Genomic DNA, 18,141 nt, shown 5'->3' with positions numbered 1-18,141 from the left:
TCACTTCAGATTTACTTCAAACTCTTTCAAACCCATTGAAATTTAAAAGGCGAAGTGCTCTTGGTCCAACTCCATCAAGTTATTCAAGCCAGACTTAACAGTAATCGCTAAGCTGCTGGTGCGTGGCAAAATACGTTCAAAGTAGAAACGCGCCGTTGCGATTTTCGCTTTGTAGAACTCTTCATCAGTGGTGCCCGCAGCCAAATTATCTTGCGCTTTTTTAGCGGCCAAAGCCCAGAAATAACCCAACATGGCATAGCCTGAGTACATTAGGTAATCGACCGAAGCAGCGCCAACCTCATCGGCATTCTCCATTGCTTTGCCACCAATGTGCATGGTTAGCTCACCCAACTCATTATTGGCTTGCTGTAATGGTGCGATAAACTCTTGCATGCCTTCAACGTCAGCATTGGCCTGGCAGAATTTGTGAACCATTTTGGTGTAGCCCTTCAGCAGCTCACCACCAGAACCCAGAACCTTACGACCCAATAGATCTAGAGCCTGAATACCTGTGGTACCTTCGTACAACATGGAGATACGACAGTCGCGAACGTTTTGCTCCATACCCCACTCGGAAATAAAGCCATGACCACCAAAACACTGCAAGCCAAGGTTAGCTGACTCAAAACCGGTTTCGGTTAAGAAGGCTTTAGCAATTGGAGTGATGAAAGACAACATGTCATCAGCCGCTTTACGAGCTTCTTCATCTTCAGAGTGATGCATGATGTCGACTAGGTGCGCACCGTAGTAAATCATCATACGGCCACCTTCAGCGAAGGCCTTCTGAGTCAACAACATACGACGAACATCTGGGTGAACAATAATTGGATCAGCTGGACCATCAGGGTTTTTAACACCTGATAGAGAACGCATCTGTAAACGCTCACGAGCGTAATCTAGAGACTTCTGATAACCAACTTCGGCGTGGGCCAAGCCCTGTACCGCAGTACCCAAGCGTGCTGTATTCATAAAGGTGAACATGGCCATCAAGCCTTTGTTTGGCTCGCCAATCAAGTAACCCTTAGCATTGTCAAAGTTCATCACACAGGTGGCATTACCATGAATACCCATTTTGTGCTCAATAGAACCACAGTGCACACCGTTGCGATCAGCAACTTCGCCATTGGCATCAACATTCATTTTAGGAACGATAAATAGCGAGATGCCTTTAGTACCTGCTGGTGCATCCGGGAGGCGTGCCAAAACAATGTGTACAATATTCTCAGCCATATCATGCTCACCGGCTGAGATGAAAATCTTAGTACCGCTTACCGCGTAGCTGCCATCGGCATTTGGCTCGGCTTTAGTACGCAACATACCAAGATCAGTACCACAATGAGGCTCTGTCAGACACATGGTGCCAGTCCAACGACCTTCGATCATCTTGGTCAAATAAACTTGCTTCTGCTCTTCACTACCATGCTCTTCAACGGTGTTAATCGCACCGTGAGAAAGACCAGGATACATACCCCAAGCCCAGTTGGCACAACCTTGCATTTCTGAAAGGACAATACCTAGAGAGCCAGGTAAACCTTGACCACCGTAGTTAACATCAGCGGTCATCGAAGGCCAACCGGCCTCAACGAATTGCTGGTAAGCTTCTTTAAAGCCTGTAGGCGTGGTCACAACACCGTCTTCCCACTTACAACCTTCTTCATCACCTACTTTATTTAGCGGCGCCAATACGTTTTCACAAAACTTCGCGGACTCTTCAATGATTGCTGTAACCACATCGGCAGTGGCATCCTCGCAGCCTGGTAGAGACTGATAGTGAGCTGGAAAGTCCAACAGTTCGTTCATTACAAACTGTATTTCACGCATCGGGGCTTTATAATCGGCCATGTTAACCTCGGTTAAGAATTTATAGGGTTTCTATGGTAAGTGAGAATCGCCGAAAGCCCGATTTCCAACAATAGCCAGACTGACCAGTTTGGCTGACAAATCGGGCCAGAAGTGACAGTCTGGCATCTGCCCAGTACGATACAAAAGCTCTACAAAAGGGCTGCACTGGGCACCCACTTCCCCTCAGCTGAGATATCGATGTCATTTCGAATGACGAGGTGGACTGGCTTTTGACAAAGTGATTAACCCAAGTAATCGGACAAAGCGCCTTACTTAGATGACTCAATAATTAGCCGCTATAAAAAGTTCATTGATAAAAACTGTAAGAAATATCAAGCCCCAGGAAATATGGGGCTTTTAACGGCTGCTATTTGGCCGGTTTGTGATTCGCAAGCTGCTTTCGGTAATCGCCCGGGGTAACGCCGGTCCACTTTTTGAAGGCACGGAAAAATGCGCTGCTTTCGTCAAAGCCTAAACGTTCGGCAATACAAGCGTTGTTTAAATCTGGACAACTTAGATAGTGGAAAGCCGCTTCCATTCGACACTCATCTTTGAGTTTTTGATAAGAAGTATCTTCAGCTTGAAGTTTGCGGCGTAACGTTGTCACGGACAGATTTAAACGTGAGGCTACCTCTTCCGCACTCGGCATTGCATCACTTACATCTTTCGAAAGAATAGCGCGTACTTTAGCCTTTAAACTTCGCTGAGCACTGTCATTAATTACTAAGTGGTAGGGGCCGGATCGTAAAAAATCAAACAATGTCTCACGATTTTGTACCAGCGGGTAATCCAAATACTCCGCAGGGAATTCCAGCAAGTTTTCGGATTGGTCAAAATATAATTCTGCCGGATAGCTTTCTGCAAGCACTTGAAATTCTTCCGGGCAATTAAAAGTAAAACACAATGCACTAAGAGGAATTTCTTGGCCGATTAACCAACAGTTAAAGCGATGCCACACTGCCATAGTAGTACGAATCTTATCAGGGCTAGAGTTGGCAATGAGATCTGCGGCCCCTTCTCCTTCAGGCCCATTGATTCGTCGCATAACGACTTGGGCCTTGTCTCCGTCTTCTTGCAGCTCACCCCGAACAATAAATCCGCGGGCAACTTCACTGAATTCGGCGGCACGACTAATTGCCTGTCGCAAGGTATTACAAGATAGAACAGCATAGCAAAGCATGCGAAATGACCCCAAGCGCACTTTGCCAGAGCTGATCATACCAAACAGCTCATCTTGCATAACAATCATGACCTGCTGATAAAGCTGGCCATATTTTACGGCGGAAAAATACAAAGCATCTTCCAACTCTTGTCGGTCAATCGCTAGATCATTCAGCAACCGATCGATATCGCAGCCTTTTTCTTCAGCAGCCTGCAACAATGATCTCGCGTAGGCTGTTGGTACACAGGTTGTATCTGGGCTTCTCAAGCTTAATATTCCTTAAATACTCTACTTAAAATAAACGTCGAATCAGCTTAATCACAACAATAGTACAAAAGGCTGCTGCTACAACAATGGCCAACAACAGCACAGTCATTATTAAAAAGTTTAGCGCTTTATCTACTGGAAGGTCCCAACCAAATATCGCAGCGGCGATAAACGCCAAAGAGCCCAACAATAAAGAAACAAACAGGGAACGCTTTTTAAAACCGACTTTAATCATAGTCTCACTTTAGAACCTACTAAGGGCAGCTTGCAAACAAGCTGCTGGCGCTATCATTTTCAGCGCCAATAAGCTGCGCATTATAGGCCACTTCCTGCCAATGAGTAAGCGTTGAAAGAGCCATTAAATATCGCAGCCCTTGCCTACCTATAGGTAGGCAAGGGCTAAGCTTGGACTGAATTAAGGATAATGTAATTCTGGCCCGTCGGCGGCTAGCAAGGTTCGCCGAAAAAATGGCCTAGCGCCAAGGCGACACCGTTTTCATCGGAACTTGGACAAACAACATCAGCACAGGCCTGCACATCGACAGCCGCGTTCCCCATAGCCACCCCCAAGCCCGCACGCTGCAAAAAGACTTTATCGGAGCCCGCATCACCAAAAGCCATAACATTTTGGGCTGTCAGGCCATAGTGCTTCAGCAAGGCATCAAAAGCCAATTGCTTATCAGCCGCCTTCGGGATAACACTGGCAAAGCGCCAACTTGGGTAAGCTGGCAACTTGGCATAAGCAAAATGCAAATGTGGGAAGCGTCTTTCTAGATCCGCTAGCAAACTGCTCTGCATGGCATCCTCCCCCAGTAGGACTTTTAACCAGGGTGATGAATGCACTTCCATTTCAGCACTCGAATCCAATAAAGCCTGAATATCCGTTTGATGCGGCTGCACCCGCAACTGCTTGCTGTGCTCAGCCAGTATTTCAGGCGCGGTGATGTGTTTGGGGTCGACGATAAACTGCCGGTCATCGTAGAGTTCGAAATAAAGCCCCAGCTCTTGGGCTGCAGCAAACAAGGCTCGGGCGTCATTGAGGGCTAGACTATGCTGAGCAATTGACTGTTTATTTGCCGCTCGATACAGCAAGCCACCAGTATAAAATAAGCCTGTATCGTGTAGGCCCAATTCATCGATCAAAAACTGACAGGCGAAAGGAGGGCGCCCCGAAGCAATAGCTAATTTAAAGCCCCTCGCTCGCAGCATAGCTAAGGACTGTTGTAGCTCAGCGCTATAATGCCCAAAGCTATCCAGCAAAGTACCATCTACATCAAAGAAAATGAGCTGTATATCGGATGCGACTTCCGGATTTAATTGAGCAAAGGGTTTGGGGCTAGACATAAAACTTGGACTTTTAGAAAACAAGGATCATCCGTGCTTCGAGCAAACTGACGGTGAATAGGATAGAGGATAGAGTAAATGCAATCCTATTGTAGCCCAATTGCAGTCCGGGACTATAATCATTATTTATAGTCCCCTATAATCCCCTTTCGGAATTAGGCAGCTAACACTCCATTAGCACAGTGAAACGATAAGCCCTACTCCGATCATATCCAAGCCACAACAAAGAAGATTAAAAAGTGGACAAGCCAAGCGCCGATAATATTTACAGCCTTCCCAGTGATGTATTGCACGACGAGGAGCCCGATCGAAAATTTATCAACGCCCTAGCGCGCGGCCTGGATGTATTACGAGCCTTTCAGCCCGGCGACGGTTTTTTAGGCAACCAAGATATAGCGCAAAGAACAGGCTTACCAAAATCCAGCGTTTCTCGATTAACCTATACTCTAACCAAGTTAGGCTATCTGGTTTATTCTGAACGCCTAGAGAAATACCAGTTGGGCAGCGGCGTATTGGCACTGGGCTATGCCTTTACCGCTAACTTAGCTATTCGCCAGTTAGCCAAACCCCTCATGCAGGAGCTGGCCAATAATACCGGCACAGCGGTTGGCCTAGCAGATCGCGACCGACTCAAAATGATTTACCTTGAATACTGCGCGCCAGCTAACGTGATGACTTTTCGCAATGAAGTTGGTGATCGTGTGCCACTTGCTAATTCGGCTCTCGGTAAAGCCTACCTCACCCTATTGCCACATAATGAGCGTGAGTACTTTTTGCACTATATCGAAAAACGAAACCCTGAAAATTGGCCAGAATTACGCGACGGAATCCAAGCCGCTATCGATAGTTATGAACAAAAAGGCTATTGCACAGGCTTCGGTTCTTGGGACAAAGACATTAATGGTGTTTCAGTACCTTTACTGGTTGGCAATCAAATTTATAGCTTTAATGCCGGCGGCCCGGCGTATCGATTATCGAAAGAGTTTTTAGAGCAAGAAGTTGCGCCTCAACTAAAACGTATGGTTCGTAATGTTGAGGCGACCCTGATTCGCTATTAGTAACTAGCTCCGGGCATCAATAGGTTTTGCTGGCAGAAGATGCCGCCAAGTCTGCAGCATCATCTGCCCAAAGCGCCGCTTCCTGCGGAATTCTAGGCACGGCTGATTGTCGACACAAAGCCACTAAATTGCCCTCGCTATCCCATAATTCACCCTGCTCTTCTAAGATTCCGCCGTGAATTTTGCGGGTGTTAAATAAACAGGCGACATGCCCCTCAGCCGGCGCTTGGAGTATTTGCACCGTCATATCGACGGTTGGAATCCACCCCACTTTTCCACTGCGCATTGCCACAGCCCGTGGAAAGGCATCCGCAAACACCAACAAGCTTAAGGCATCATTCGGGCGCCCATCAGCCATCTGGATCCAACCGGCATTGCTCATAGCATCACTGCCACCACCCGGCCAAAATGGTGCGCAATCTGGAAAAAAGCGCGCATCTACCCGATCGCGAAAGCTTGCATTAGCACCGGTAACAGCTTGGCAACTTTCGAGCGCAGGCAAGCTTGGCCGGTCCCCCTGAAAATGGCTAACGCCTTTTAGCTTCCCAAGATTGGAAAACACTACGGTCGCCTGGGCACAAATCTGTCCATCTTGCTGCAACTCGATTGTGGTTTGGCTTAAGCGCCCACCCACACGCAATAAACGCACTTCAATTTCAGCCCTGGCAGGTTTTGCTGGTTGAATAAATTGAGTCGTGGCAGAGATTGGGTCAGGGTGATCAGGCAGAGCCAATCGGCCCGCCTTGGCCAATAAGGCGGCCATATAACCACCATTGGGCGCATTACCAAATGACCAGCGATCACTGACCTCCAATGAATAAATACGGCGATTTAGTTGCTGCTCTATCAGAGTCAGCTCGGTATCTCTATCAAACTCGTACAAAGTTGGTGAATAGCTGCTCACCCAAAACTCCTTGCGATGGTCTTTTATATTGTTTTTTTAAATGATGCCTTTACCGCATAATCATAAAACAATGTTCCGCACAGTGGAACAAAAAACCAAGGAGTGGTATAAAACTTCCCTATTATGAAAATAGCACCTTGAAGCGTACAAATAATAAACAATAGAGGCGACATTATGAGCAAGCTACAATCTGTAGCCGATGTACTGACCCTGGCAGATACCATTGAGTTTGAAAAAACACCGGTAGAGCAGCGCTACCCTTGGCGCGACACCTACGCCATCATCACCCAGGCTTGTCGCGACTACGCCGAAGATAAGGTGATGGAGTTTTTACCCACCGGCGTTAAAGATGACATGGCTATTCCAGTCACCTACCAACAGTTTTTGGCTCGCTTGCATCAAACCGCCAATCTATTCAACAAGCTAGGGGTTGGCAGTAACGATGCTGTTTCCATCATGCTGCCCACCCTACCCCACACCGTTTACGCAATTTGGGGCGCTCAATGTGCCGGCATCGCAAGCCCATTAAACCCGCTGCTAGAGCCCCGTCATATTGCGGAAATCATCGAAGTAACGGGCTCAAAAGTGTTCGTGGCGATGGCGCCAATGCCATCAGCGCCACATTTATGGGAAACCACCAAGGCGGTACTGGAACTCAGCCCTCAAATTGAACACCTGGTGTTGATATCACTACCAGGTATTACCGATCCTATTCCCGATGACTTGCCGGTTCAGGTAAGCGATTACAACGAACAGTTGGAGCTGCAAAACGCTGAAAGCCTAGACAGCGAGCGTGAATTTAAAGGCGAAGATATCGCCTGCTACATGCACACCGGCGGCACCACGGGTCGTCCAAAAGTAGCCCAAATCAGTCACGCTAACTTTGCCTTTATTGCGCAGTTCTATAAAGATCGCGTCAGTGACCGACCGCGTGAAAATGTCTTTGCTGCGCTACCGATGTTCCATATTTACGGCTTGATGGTTTCCGGTATTGGCGCCATCGCCGCAGGCCTTAATATTGTCATCATGACCCCGAGCGGATTTAGAAACCCCAATGTCATCGAAAACTTTTGGCATCATATCGAGCGCTTCCAATTCAGCGCCTTCCCTTGTGTGCCGACCATTTTGTCTCTGATATACGAAGTCCCTGTAGGCGACGCCGATATCAGCTGCTTGACCGAAGTTCTCAGTGGCGCTGCCCCACTTCCCGTACAACTCAAGAAAAACTTTGAAGAGCGTTTTGGCTGCACCATTTTGAATGGCTATGGCATGACAGAAACCACTGTGATGCTGTCTGTAACCAGCTATAAAAAGCCACCTCCGATCGGAGCTACCGGCCTGCGCATTCCTTATGCGGATCGTATTATTGGCCATATTGATGGCAATAAGCTGACCCGCCGTTGCGAGGCCGGTGAAGTCGGCGTGGTGCTAAGTCGCGGGCCGAATATTTTTGCCGGTTATCTTGAAGATAGTGATAACGAGAAGGCTTGGGTGGACGGCTGGTTTAACACTGGCGATTTGGGCTATGAGGACGAAGATGGCTTTTTGTATCTAACCGGACGTGCAAAAGATCTTATTATCCGCGGTGGTCATAATATTGACCCAGTTATTATTGAAGACCCACTGCTTAAACACCCAAGTGTGGCGCAGGCTGTAGCAGTTGGCCAACCCGACGATTATGCTGGCGAGTTGCCAGTGGTCTATATCACCCTTCATCCTGGTGCCAGCTATGACGAAGATGAAATGATGGCCTTCGCGGCAGACACCATCTCTGAGCGAGCTGCCGTCCCCAAACGCATCACCGTGCTGGAAGAAATCCCACTTACCGCCGTCGGTAAAATCTTTAAGCCAGAGCTTCGCCGTATGGCAACGGAGACGATTTTATTAGAGCGTTTAGCCGAGCTGGGCATTCAAGCTCGCGTTGAGTGTATCCATGATACCGAGAAAGGATTAACCACTAGTATAGAGGTAGCCGACAGCTCGCGTGTTAAAGATCTAGAGGAAGCACTGCAAGGCTATGCCTTAACCATCGCAATTAAATAAGGCGAGCTTAAACCAGGGTGGTTTTGATGGTTTTTTAAGCGCAAGCGTGACGCCGAAAAAATCATTGTTTCATGCTGAAAAACTCATTATGACAAGTTGGAGTAATCTCCAGCTTGTCATAAAATTATCACCCTGGAATTTATACACTTCGGTAGATCTCGGCATTTATCGTCACTGGTATTCTTCTTAGCATTACACGCTTTAGCGCTTCGATTTGTTGCTGCTAAACACAGCTCAGGAATGACAAACTGCCCTCTGTGCGCCGCTATACAAGAAGAAAGATAGCCACTGTTAGTGCCTCTAGAACAAATTTGCTCGTAAAGGCATGCCATTTTGGTTACACATAAAGTAAAATGGCAGGCATTACCCAAGAACCCCCAAGTAGGAGTTTTTCATGTCCGTTACCCAATATGAAATTATTGACGGTGTTGGTGTTATTCGACTCAATAACCCACCCGTAAACGCCCTATCACACGCCTTACGTGATGGTATCTGCAAAGCCATCAAGAAAGCTCAAAAAGATGACAGCAAGGCTATTGTGATCATTTGCGAAGGTCGCACCTTTATTGCGGGCGCGGACATCACCGAATTTGGCAAGCCACCAAAAGCGCCTTCTTTGCCAGATATGCTCAATGTTATTGAGAGCTCTAACAAGATTGTGGTGGCGGCCATTCATGGCACCGCACTAGGCGGTGGTTTTGAGACTGCCCTAGCCTGCCACTATCGTGTTGCACTAGACAGCGCCAAAGTTGGTTTACCGGAAGTTAAACTGGGCTTGTTACCAGGTGCTGGCGGCACCCAGCGCACCCCTCGCCTAGCCGGTGTTGAAGCGGCGCTGGATATGATCACCAGCGGCAACCCGGTAGCGGCCAAAAAAGCCGAAAAGATGAACCTCATCGATGTCGTCGTTGAAGGCGATTTAGAACTAGGCGCGATTGCCTTTGCCAAGTCTCTTGCCGCCGATAAAGCACAGCTTAAGCGCGTGCGCGACATCGAAATTCCAGCCAGCCAAGCAGGCCCAGAAGTATTCGAAGCGGCACGCAAAAAAGCGGCTAAGCGTTTTCGCGGTCAGCAAGCTCCGCAGAATATTATCCGCTGTGTTGAAGCCGCGGTTGGCCAGGATATGGATAAAGGCTTGGCAACCGAGCGCGAGCTTTTTGTTGAATTGATGCAAGGCCCACAATCATCCGCCATGCGTCATATGTTCTTCGCAGAGCGTGAAGCGGCCAAGGTAATCAGTTTAGCTAAAGATACTGAGCTTCGCGATATTAAGCGCGTTGGTATTATTGGCGCTGGCACCATGGGCGGCGGTATTGCTATGAACTTCGCCAATGTGGGTATTCCAGTCACCATGCTGGAAATCAACCAAGAAGGCCTAGATCGCGGCATGGCCATTATTGATAAAAACTACAGTATTACCGTAAGCAAAGGCAAAATGAGCGAAGCCCAAAAGGCCAAATGCTTAAGCGTGATCAGCGGCACCACGAACTATGAAGACCTAGGCGATGTTGACCTAGTGATCGAAGCCGTTTTCGAAAACGTCGATATCAAAAAACAAGTTTTCACCAAGCTAGACAGCGTCTGTAAGCAAGGTGCTATTTTAGCGACCAACACCTCTTACCAAGATATCGATGCCATCGCCAATGCCACCAAGCGTCCACAAGATGTCATCGGTTTGCACTTCTTTAGCCCTGCCAATGTAATGAAACTGCTCGAAGTTGTGCGCGGCAGTGACAGTGCTGATGACGTGATTGCAACCTCTATGAAGCTAGCAAAGAAGATTGGCAAGGTGCCGGTTTTGGCAGGCAACTGTTACGGCTTTATCGGCAACCGTATGTTGCGTCCTTATGGCCGCGAAGCTCAATTGTGCTTGATTGAAGGCGCAAGCCCTGAGCAGATCGATAGTGTAATGCAAACATGGGGCATGGCCATGGGGCCTCTTGCTGTAGGTGATTTAGCCGGCTTAGATATCGGCTATAAAGCGCGCCAAGCCTTGAGCGACGAGCAAAAAGGTGAGCCAAAGACTTATTGTATTGCCGACGCTCTAGTAGAGATGGGACGCCTAGGTCAGAAGTCCGGTTCAGGTTATTACAAATACGACGCCCAAACCCGCGCTCGCATTAATGATCCAGAAGTAATGAAAGTTGTTGAAGAGCAAGCCAAAGCTCACGGTATTGAACGCCGAGCCATCAGCGACGAAGAAATTCTAGAGCGCTTGACCTACGCTTGGATTAACGAAGGCGCCAAGATCCTAGAAGAAGGCATTGCCCAACGCCCAAGTGATATTGATGTCGTATACTGCTTTGGCTATGGCTTCCCAGCTTATCGTGGTGGCCCAATGCACTACGCCGATCATATCGGCTTAGACAAAATCTATGCACGCATTAGCGAGTTTGCCAAGCAACATGGTGATCAGTACTGGGCACCTTCCAAGCTACTGAAAGAGCTAGCCGAATCAGGCAAAACCTTTAAGGATTGGACCAGCAAGTAAACCAATCTCTTGATTACGATAATAAGGAGGGCCTATCGCCCTCTTTTTTTATAGGTAAAAAATATAGATAGCCATTTTTGATCATATATACTCTAGAGTAACGTTATTCTAATTTTCTGCGTCCTAGGCATTTTAAAATGGCTATATCTATAACCCGCACAGCCCTAGTGTTTTTTGGCCTAATCTCCGGCAACAATACAGTTTTCGCACAGGGGCCCAACAACACTATCATGACCATGGAGTATCCGCCCCTAATCAGTGAAGATATACCTGAGAATGGCTATTTAATGCAGCTCTTTAGACGTTACGCAAAAGAACACTTCAAAATCAAACAGCCTATTAAGCCAGTATTTCTTCCTCCAGCAAGAGCACAGCGAATTATTGCAGGCACAGATTGGTGCCTCTCTTTTTACCCACCAAAAACGAGCAACAGCCACGCCATCTTTCAATCACTTTCTGATGAAAAAGTAGAGCTTGGTCTCTATCAGCTTAAGCAAGAAGAATATTTTTCTTGGGATAAAATTAGCATTCTCGATAATAAAAGAATTGCCATTTTACGAAGCTTAGAATTGGGCCCAGTCCATCAAAGCCTAACAGACGCAGGAGCTAAACTTGTTATGGTAGACAGTATTCGTCAGGGCTTGCTAATGCTTCTGAACAAGCGCGTGGACTATGCCTTTGGTGATAATTACAGTATTCATCTAAAACTCGAAGAGTATCAGCTCCACGAAAAGCTAAGCTTTTCTCCATCTCAGTTTGAAGGGGCGCATGTGCAATTGGGTTTCTTTTACAATAAAGATTGCGCCGATTCGCTTTTTAAATCACTTTCCAAACCTCTTCCAAAATCACCTTAGACTTTGAATCCATTATCACAACCATCAATTCGAGCTTGCCTGAAACCACAATGTTAGTTATAACTAGCATTAACACAAAGGAATTCCTATGCAGCTCAATAATAAAAATATTTTAGTCGTCGGCGCTTCCTCAGGTATTGGGCGAGCATTCGCTGTGGAGTTAAGCAAGAGAAATAATCACCTGATTATTTGCGCTCGCCGCGAAGATTTACTTGTATCGCTGGTTCAGGAAATTGAAGGCAATGGTTCCACTGCCGAATTTCATATCATAGACGCTCTAAATCAGCAGCAAGCTCAAGAGCTGATCGATAAAATTGCCTCACGAGGAAAAGCTCTCGACCTGGCCCTATTGAATGTTGGAGATGGCCCATCTTTTAATATGAACCATGTCAGTGTTGATGAGGTACAGCAAAACCTAGCCTTAAACTATCAAAGCTTGGTGAACTTTCTCATTCCACTTATTGCGCTCATGAAAAGCCAAGGCTATGGCACCATTGCCCACACCAACTCATTAGCCGGATTTATAGGGCTTCCCATGCAAGGACCCTACAGCGCCGCAAAAGCCGCTTGCCGAATCCTGATGGACAGTTGTCGTATCGAATTGGCCGACGCGGGCTTAAAGTTTATCTCGCTCTACCCTGGCTTTGTCGCGACTGAACGGGTAGCTGATGATGGGATTCCTGCTCCTTTTGAAATCTCAGAACAAGCGGCCGCCCAATATATGATTCGCGGCATTGAAAAAGAAAAGAGCGATGTACTGTTCCCTTTTGTTACTGCGAGCTTAATTCGCCTAGCGCGAATTTTGCCGAAGCCATTGCTAGCTTATATCCTTAAAAAATCTGTGCCGGAGACTTACTAGAGAGATATATTCGACAACCGTTGTTGGAATAAAGGAATAAAATCTCTTTCAAACCAAGGCTGCTGTTTTAACCATCGGTTATTTCTCGGGCTTGGGTGCGGTAAAGGAATCATCAGATCGTTTTTCACATCGGCTTGTTTTACCAAATCAGTCAAGCTGCCTTTATGATCTGGAAAATGATAGCGCTGGGCGTATTGACCTAACAATATTGTTAACTTGATGTTAGGTAGCATTCCCATCAACGGCTCGCGCCAGGGCAGACATTCTTTACGCGGTGGCAGATCTCCTGAACGCCCCGTTCCCGGATAACAAAAGCCCATTGGCAAAATAGCCAGTTGTATTGGGTCGTAAAATTTCTCAGCGCTAATATTCATCCACTGACGCAAACGCACACCACTGGGGTCATCAAATGGCTTACCGCTTTCATGCACTCTACGCCCAGGTGCCTGGCCGACAATTAGGATTTTTGCATCTGGATGATGCTGAATTACTGGTCTGGGGCCCATTGGTAACTCAGCTTCACAACGCTGGCAAGCACGAACTTCCTGCAGTAGCTCTTCATGCTCAGTCATTTACACTCTCCACCCGTGCTAGCCGATAAATTAGCAACTTACTGTACTAAATAAAGCGATGGCTTGTTAGAGCACAGATCAATATCATCCTATAGAAATGCTGCAATTGTCACTTTACAACCAAGAATTTGGCAAGTAAGGCCAAGCCCTATACCGATATACTTTCAAGGGTTTCTTCACTGGATGGATAATGATAACAATGAACACAAACAGCCAAAGCTCACAAACCCTCGAACAGGCCGTCGCTGGCCGAGATCTACCGCGATTGTTTCAGCACTGGCGTCAACAGTGCCCCGATAAAACCTTTCTGATTTGGGCCGCCTTTGAAGGTGAAGATAAACAATGGAGTTACGAGGATTTCTGCCAACAAGGTGGGCGTCTCGCCCAAGGCCTAGCCGATAAAGGTATCAAGCCAGGGGATAGCGTTGTTATTCATTTGGAAAACTGCCCGGAATTTCTGTTTAGCTGGTACGCCTGTGCTTTGCTGGGTGTTGTAGCCGTCACGACCAATACCCGCAGTGTCGCAGCGGATATGGACTATTTTATTGAGAAGACCTCAGCCAAGGCGATCATTAGCCAAGCCAGTCTCATTGATAGCCTTCCAAAAGATGCTCCATCGTTAGAATTTATTGCCTGCACTGACAATGTCGATAACGATCAGCTGCTAGCCTTTGATGAGCTAATCGCAGATCAAGAGCTGCCGCTGAATGCTCAACCGCAAACTCATGAGAATCTGTCTATCCAGTTTACCTCCGGCACCACTTCTCGCCCGAAAGCTGTACTCTGGACCCACGCCAATGCAATCTGGGGCGCTCAAACCAACGCTCGAAACTTTGCCCTGCATCACGATGATGTTTGCCAAGCCTTTTTGCCGCTCTTTCACACCAATAACCAGTCCTATTCCTTACTAGGTAGTTTATGGGTGGGTGGTACTTATATTTTACAACCACGCTTTTCTAAAACACACTTCTGGCGACCCGCTCTGCAGTACAAAGCCAGCTGGGCATCGATGATCCCGTTTTGCATTAAAGCCTTAATGGAAGAAGCGGTTCCTGAGCATCACTTCCGTTTTTGGACACCCGCCGTTGCCCTACCCAGCATTGAAGAACATTTTAAGGTGAAGACTTTCGGACTTTACGGCATGACCGAAACCATAACCCAAGCAATCACCGGAGATTTAAACCACCCAGGGCCTGAAATGTGTATTGGACGCCCCTGCCATGGCTATGAGATTAGCGTTCGCAACGAGCATGGGGATCCGGTTAAAGCAGGTGAAACTGGCGATTTGTTTATTCGTGGCATTGCCGGTATTAATCTATTTAAAGAATATTTAGGCGACCCGGAGGCTACAGCCAAGAGTTTTGTGGATGGTTGGTTTGAAACGGGTGACCGAATCACTCTAGATGACGCGGGTAACTATTTCTTTGCCGATAGAGCCAAAGATATGCTTAAAGTCGGCGGTGAGAATGTCGCTGCCTCTGAAGTTGAAGCCGTTATTATGGCTAGCGGCTTGGTAGACGAGGTGGCTGTGGTAGGTAAACCCCACGATATGTTGGACGAAGTTCCAGCCGCCTTTATCATAAGAAGTCCACTACTCGGGACCGAGCTAAGCGATCAAGAGCTGATCAAAAAGCTACAGCAGCACCAACTTAGTCAGCTAGCCGATTTTAAACAGGCCCGTGAGTTTCATATCGTCGAAGAGTTACCACGCTCTTTGCTCAATAAAGTCGCCAAAAAAGAGCTTCGAGAGAAACTTCTCTCTGTATAAAGCCCAAGTACGGTTGTGCATTATTCAGCCGTGCATCTACATGTGGAATAGCCGCAAGCTGGCACCTTATACTTCCTAGGTGCCTCACAAGTTTTATCAAGCAGTGTATAATAACGAGCCATTAGTCCACGGTAACATTGAATTCCTGTCCGACCAATACAGCCCAAGGAAGATATTATGCTGTCTAGCCTCCAGTTTAAAAGCCAATCCCATGCTCTTTTTCTAGGCCTAAGCATAGTCCTGGCGAGTTTATGCGGTCACAAGCTCCACGCTCAAAGCCCTCAGGATGCAGCCAGTCATTATGAAGAGCTACCTGAGTTTCAATCTGGTCTTTGGTGGTCACCAAAACACAGCGGTAATGGTTTGGATATCCAATTCGCAGAGGATATTGTCTTTATTGTCTTGTATACCTTCGACCGATTCAACGATCCTATCTGGTATACCGCTCAAGGCCCGCTTGTTGATGGGCAATTTTCGGCTGATTTACTTAAACACAGCTGGAACACAAAAACCCATCAGCACGACGGCTATATTAAAGAAGGCAGTATCCAATTTCAGATCAACAGCCCACTATCAATTAGCGCCAATATTCAGGTGATAACAGGCCCCGTGCAGGTGGACTTAGAACCTTTTGCTCAGAGTAATGTTAGTGAAGATATACTACCTCGAACAGGATTATGGTTTAACCCCAAAAACCCAGGCTATGGCTTTAGCTATATTGAACAGCAACGTTGGAAATTTGGTTTGTTCTATTTCTATAACGAAAAAGGTGAACCTATCTGGTATTGGGGCAGCGGCCGCAGTAATGAGAACATCAGGCTAGATCGCCATAAAGGAAACTGCCTCAGCTGCCCAGACAGACTCACAGGTAGGTTATCCTCTAAAACTGGTACCGCGACTTTCGATTTTAGTAGTCAAAAGCAGGCACGGATCAAAATCGACCTAGAGCAAGAAAGCCAATGGGCATTGCAAAACATTGAGATTCAAATGCTTAGCCAAGCCGAAAGCGATCGACCTTCTTTTATCAGACTAAGCCGTTTTAAAGATAGCGATAACTTTACGCAATATTTGCGTGACGGTTTTAGTAATTTGACCGTAGGCAGAACGCTAGACTTTTCAGCAGGGCCTGGAACCCAGTCGTCGAGCCCAGCCATCTCTAATACTAATATTCAAGAAAAAGGTGTAGATGAAATAGATTATCTCAAGAGTGATGGCGCTTGCGCTTTCACCTTTCCAAGTGACAGTAGGAACTCAGTCGCTAGCTTTGAGATTGATAAAGAAGGGCATATCAATAGCAAAACATATTTTGGCAAGCGTTCCTATTTCAGTGCTGATAATACACGCTTAACCGACCTCAATGATCTGGGGCTATACCTAACTGAGTCTCACCTAGCAACAATAAGTACCCGTTACCTGCGCTACTATGAAAATGGCTGGAATGAAGACCAAAGCTGGCAAGGAGGTACAAGCTATATTGATATACACCAGCGTAATGAGTGCCAGCTTGAATCGTCAGAACTAGTTTCATTAGGTGGGTACACCGTTGACAGTCGGCGTATCGATAACGCTTTGTATGTTTTATGGCGCAGCGTCCCTGATATAGGAGTCCGCTTAACCTCGTCGACTAAAGAAGAATTGCAACAGGCCGTGGCCAATCGCCCCCTTAGAGACTTAGTCCCCCATATTCGCTTGGGTGGCGGTTATTGGCAACCCGTGCTAAATAAAGACAATACCTACCTACTAGGTGGGCAGGCCAATCCAGCAAGCAACTTTTTACTGCTTTCGCGAATCGATCTAAACAACCCCGAAAATGTAAAAACCATTGCGATAGCTGGCCAAAGCGAAGCATTTTATATGTCAGCAAATGCTGTCTATATCGCGTCCAGCACTCAACCCTATCGCAACGGTTCTCCTTCTGGTTTTAGTCGCTACTTTTATAGCACCCAAATCCATAAGTTTAGTTTGCAAGAAGAAATGAACTATGAGGGCAGCGGCAGTGTTGACGGATTTATTGAAGATAGCTCAGAGCTAGCGTCATTCCGATTCAGCGAATCCAAGGGTAACCTAGCCGTTGTTACCCAATACGGTGACAATTCAGATCTACGCTACAAGCTTTCTATTATCGGCCCTTCGGAAATACGAAAAGGCATATTGACCTATAAATCAGTTTTACCCAATGAGCGACGCCCTGAACCTTTGGGGGAAATCAATAAGAAACTAGCAGCGACACGGTTTATTAACGATAAAATGTATGCCGTAACGTCTAAACAGAGCGACCCGCTATATGTGGTCAATTTAGAAGATCATAGCGACCCTTTTATAGAAGGTGTCCTAGAAGTACCCGGCTTTTCCAAATATCTACATCCGCTTCCCAACGACAAGTTAGTGGGCGTAGGCTATGCAGCGGATAGGGAAGGCCGAACTAATGGCAACCAAGTTAGTCTTTTCGATATTAGCAACCCTACAGAACCTTATTTAATTAAGAGGGTCGTTATTGGCAAAGCCAACAGTGATAATGCAACTGTACTTAGCCATCACGGTTTTAGCTATCTTCCCAAGGGAGAAAATCGAGAGGCTCGCTTTGCAATCCCAATGCGGATTTATGACGCACCAATAGGCCTGCCCCACCTTAAAACAAATTGGCAAGCCAGCGGCCTAGTTGAGTTTGAACTCAATGACGATTATTCAGACTTTGCAAGAGCTGGCGAACTATTCCCCTACACGGATCAACAACAGGTTCACTGGAAAACACAAGATACAGTATTACGGGGGCGCTCTATTCTTTTTGATAATCGCATTCTATATTATGAAGGCGGTCGTCTTTGGGGCGGTGTCTGGGGGGATAAAGTTCCAGACTATGTTCCAGCCCCCAATTAAATGCTCCACTTATCGCTCAGTATAAGTCGCTGTTTTACGGAAACTTCCAAGGCATAGGCAGGTATAGTTAGCTAATTTCAAACGAGCCTGCCGGTACCAT

The 18,141-nt window shown here is 46.9% G+C and carries 13 protein-coding genes; 7 read left to right on the top strand and 6 right to left on the bottom strand.

Annotated elements, in window-relative coordinates; translation table 11 throughout:
- Positions 1–42: 42 nt before the first annotated feature.
- The 4 genes from Q1A08_RS00285 to Q1A08_RS00270 all read right to left on the bottom strand — a co-directional run bounded on the left by Q1A08_RS00285 (position 43) and on the right by Q1A08_RS00270 (position 4,615).
- Positions 43–1,842: an acyl-CoA dehydrogenase C-terminal domain-containing protein gene (locus tag Q1A08_RS00285; RefSeq protein WP_299768015.1), complete on the bottom strand. Its 1,800-nt coding sequence runs from the start codon at positions 1,840–1,842 to the stop codon at positions 43–45.
- Between the two features lie 367 nt (positions 1,843–2,209).
- The gene (locus Q1A08_RS00280; RefSeq protein WP_299768013.1) at positions 2,210–3,271 is read right to left on the bottom strand and encodes an AraC family transcriptional regulator; all 1,062 of its coding nucleotides are present in this window, start codon (positions 3,269–3,271) and stop codon (positions 2,210–2,212) included.
- Positions 3,272–3,296: 25 nt separating this feature from the next.
- Positions 3,297–3,506: a hypothetical protein gene (locus tag Q1A08_RS00275; RefSeq protein WP_299768010.1), complete on the bottom strand. Its 210-nt coding sequence runs from the start codon at positions 3,504–3,506 to the stop codon at positions 3,297–3,299.
- Positions 3,507–3,718: 212 nt separating this feature from the next.
- Complete coding sequence (locus Q1A08_RS00270) at positions 3,719–4,615, bottom strand: HAD family hydrolase (RefSeq protein WP_299768007.1); 897 nt, start codon at positions 4,613–4,615, stop codon at positions 3,719–3,721.
- Between the two features lie 239 nt (positions 4,616–4,854).
- Here Q1A08_RS00270 and Q1A08_RS00265 point away from each other — a divergent pair, with 239 nt between their 5' ends.
- Entirely contained in the window at positions 4,855–5,673 is an 819-nt protein-coding gene (locus Q1A08_RS00265; protein WP_299768004.1) for an IclR family transcriptional regulator, read from the top strand.
- 16 nt (positions 5,674–5,689) lie between these two features.
- On the opposite strand, the gene Q1A08_RS00260 is transcribed toward Q1A08_RS00265, so the two are convergent.
- A complete protein-coding gene (locus Q1A08_RS00260; RefSeq protein WP_299768001.1) occupies positions 5,690–6,577 on the bottom strand; it encodes a thioesterase family protein in 888 nt (295 codons plus the stop codon).
- Positions 6,578–6,751: 174 nt separating this feature from the next.
- Here Q1A08_RS00260 and Q1A08_RS00255 point away from each other — a divergent pair, with 174 nt between their 5' ends.
- From Q1A08_RS00255 to Q1A08_RS00240, 4 genes are all read left to right on the top strand, one after another.
- Complete coding sequence (locus tag Q1A08_RS00255; RefSeq protein ID WP_299767998.1) at positions 6,752–8,620, top strand: acyl-CoA synthetase; 1,869 nt, start codon at positions 6,752–6,754, stop codon at positions 8,618–8,620.
- 394 nt (positions 8,621–9,014) lie between these two features.
- Positions 9,015–11,111 (top strand): 3-hydroxyacyl-CoA dehydrogenase NAD-binding domain-containing protein, encoded by a 2,097-nt coding sequence (locus Q1A08_RS00250; protein WP_299767996.1) that lies wholly within the window; start codon positions 9,015–9,017, stop codon positions 11,109–11,111.
- Positions 11,112–11,248: 137 nt separating this feature from the next.
- Positions 11,249–11,965 carry a hypothetical protein gene (locus tag Q1A08_RS00245; RefSeq protein WP_299767993.1) on the top strand — a complete coding sequence of 239 codons (717 nt, stop codon included), beginning with the start codon at positions 11,249–11,251 and terminating at the stop codon, positions 11,963–11,965.
- A gap of 88 nt (positions 11,966–12,053) precedes the next feature.
- On the top strand, positions 12,054–12,824 hold the full coding sequence (locus tag Q1A08_RS00240; RefSeq protein WP_299767990.1) for an SDR family NAD(P)-dependent oxidoreductase: 771 nt from the start codon (positions 12,054–12,056) through the stop codon (positions 12,822–12,824).
- On the opposite strand, the gene Q1A08_RS00235 is transcribed toward Q1A08_RS00240, so the two are convergent.
- On the bottom strand, positions 12,821–13,396 hold the full coding sequence (locus Q1A08_RS00235; RefSeq protein WP_299767988.1) for a uracil-DNA glycosylase family protein: 576 nt from the start codon (positions 13,394–13,396) through the stop codon (positions 12,821–12,823). The two genes, Q1A08_RS00240 and Q1A08_RS00235, sit on opposite strands and share 4 nt — an antisense overlap.
- A 199-nt stretch (positions 13,397–13,595) precedes the next feature.
- Between Q1A08_RS00235 and Q1A08_RS00230 the strand changes: the two genes are divergently transcribed.
- Both Q1A08_RS00230 and Q1A08_RS00225 read left to right on the top strand, forming a co-directional pair.
- Complete coding sequence (locus Q1A08_RS00230; protein WP_299767986.1) at positions 13,596–15,164, top strand: AMP-binding protein; 1,569 nt, start codon at positions 13,596–13,598, stop codon at positions 15,162–15,164.
- 177 nt (positions 15,165–15,341) lie between these two features.
- Positions 15,342–18,041 (top strand): beta-propeller domain-containing protein, encoded by a 2,700-nt coding sequence (locus Q1A08_RS00225; RefSeq protein WP_299767983.1) that lies wholly within the window; start codon positions 15,342–15,344, stop codon positions 18,039–18,041.
- The last annotated feature ends 100 nt before the right edge of the window (positions 18,042–18,141 follow it).

The organism is uncultured Pseudoteredinibacter sp., from assembly GCF_947500695.1.
GTDB lineage: Bacteria > Pseudomonadota > Gammaproteobacteria > Pseudomonadales > Cellvibrionaceae > Pseudoteredinibacter.
Note: the sequence above shows the minus strand (reverse complement) of the source record. Positions and strands in the feature narration are given on the sequence as shown.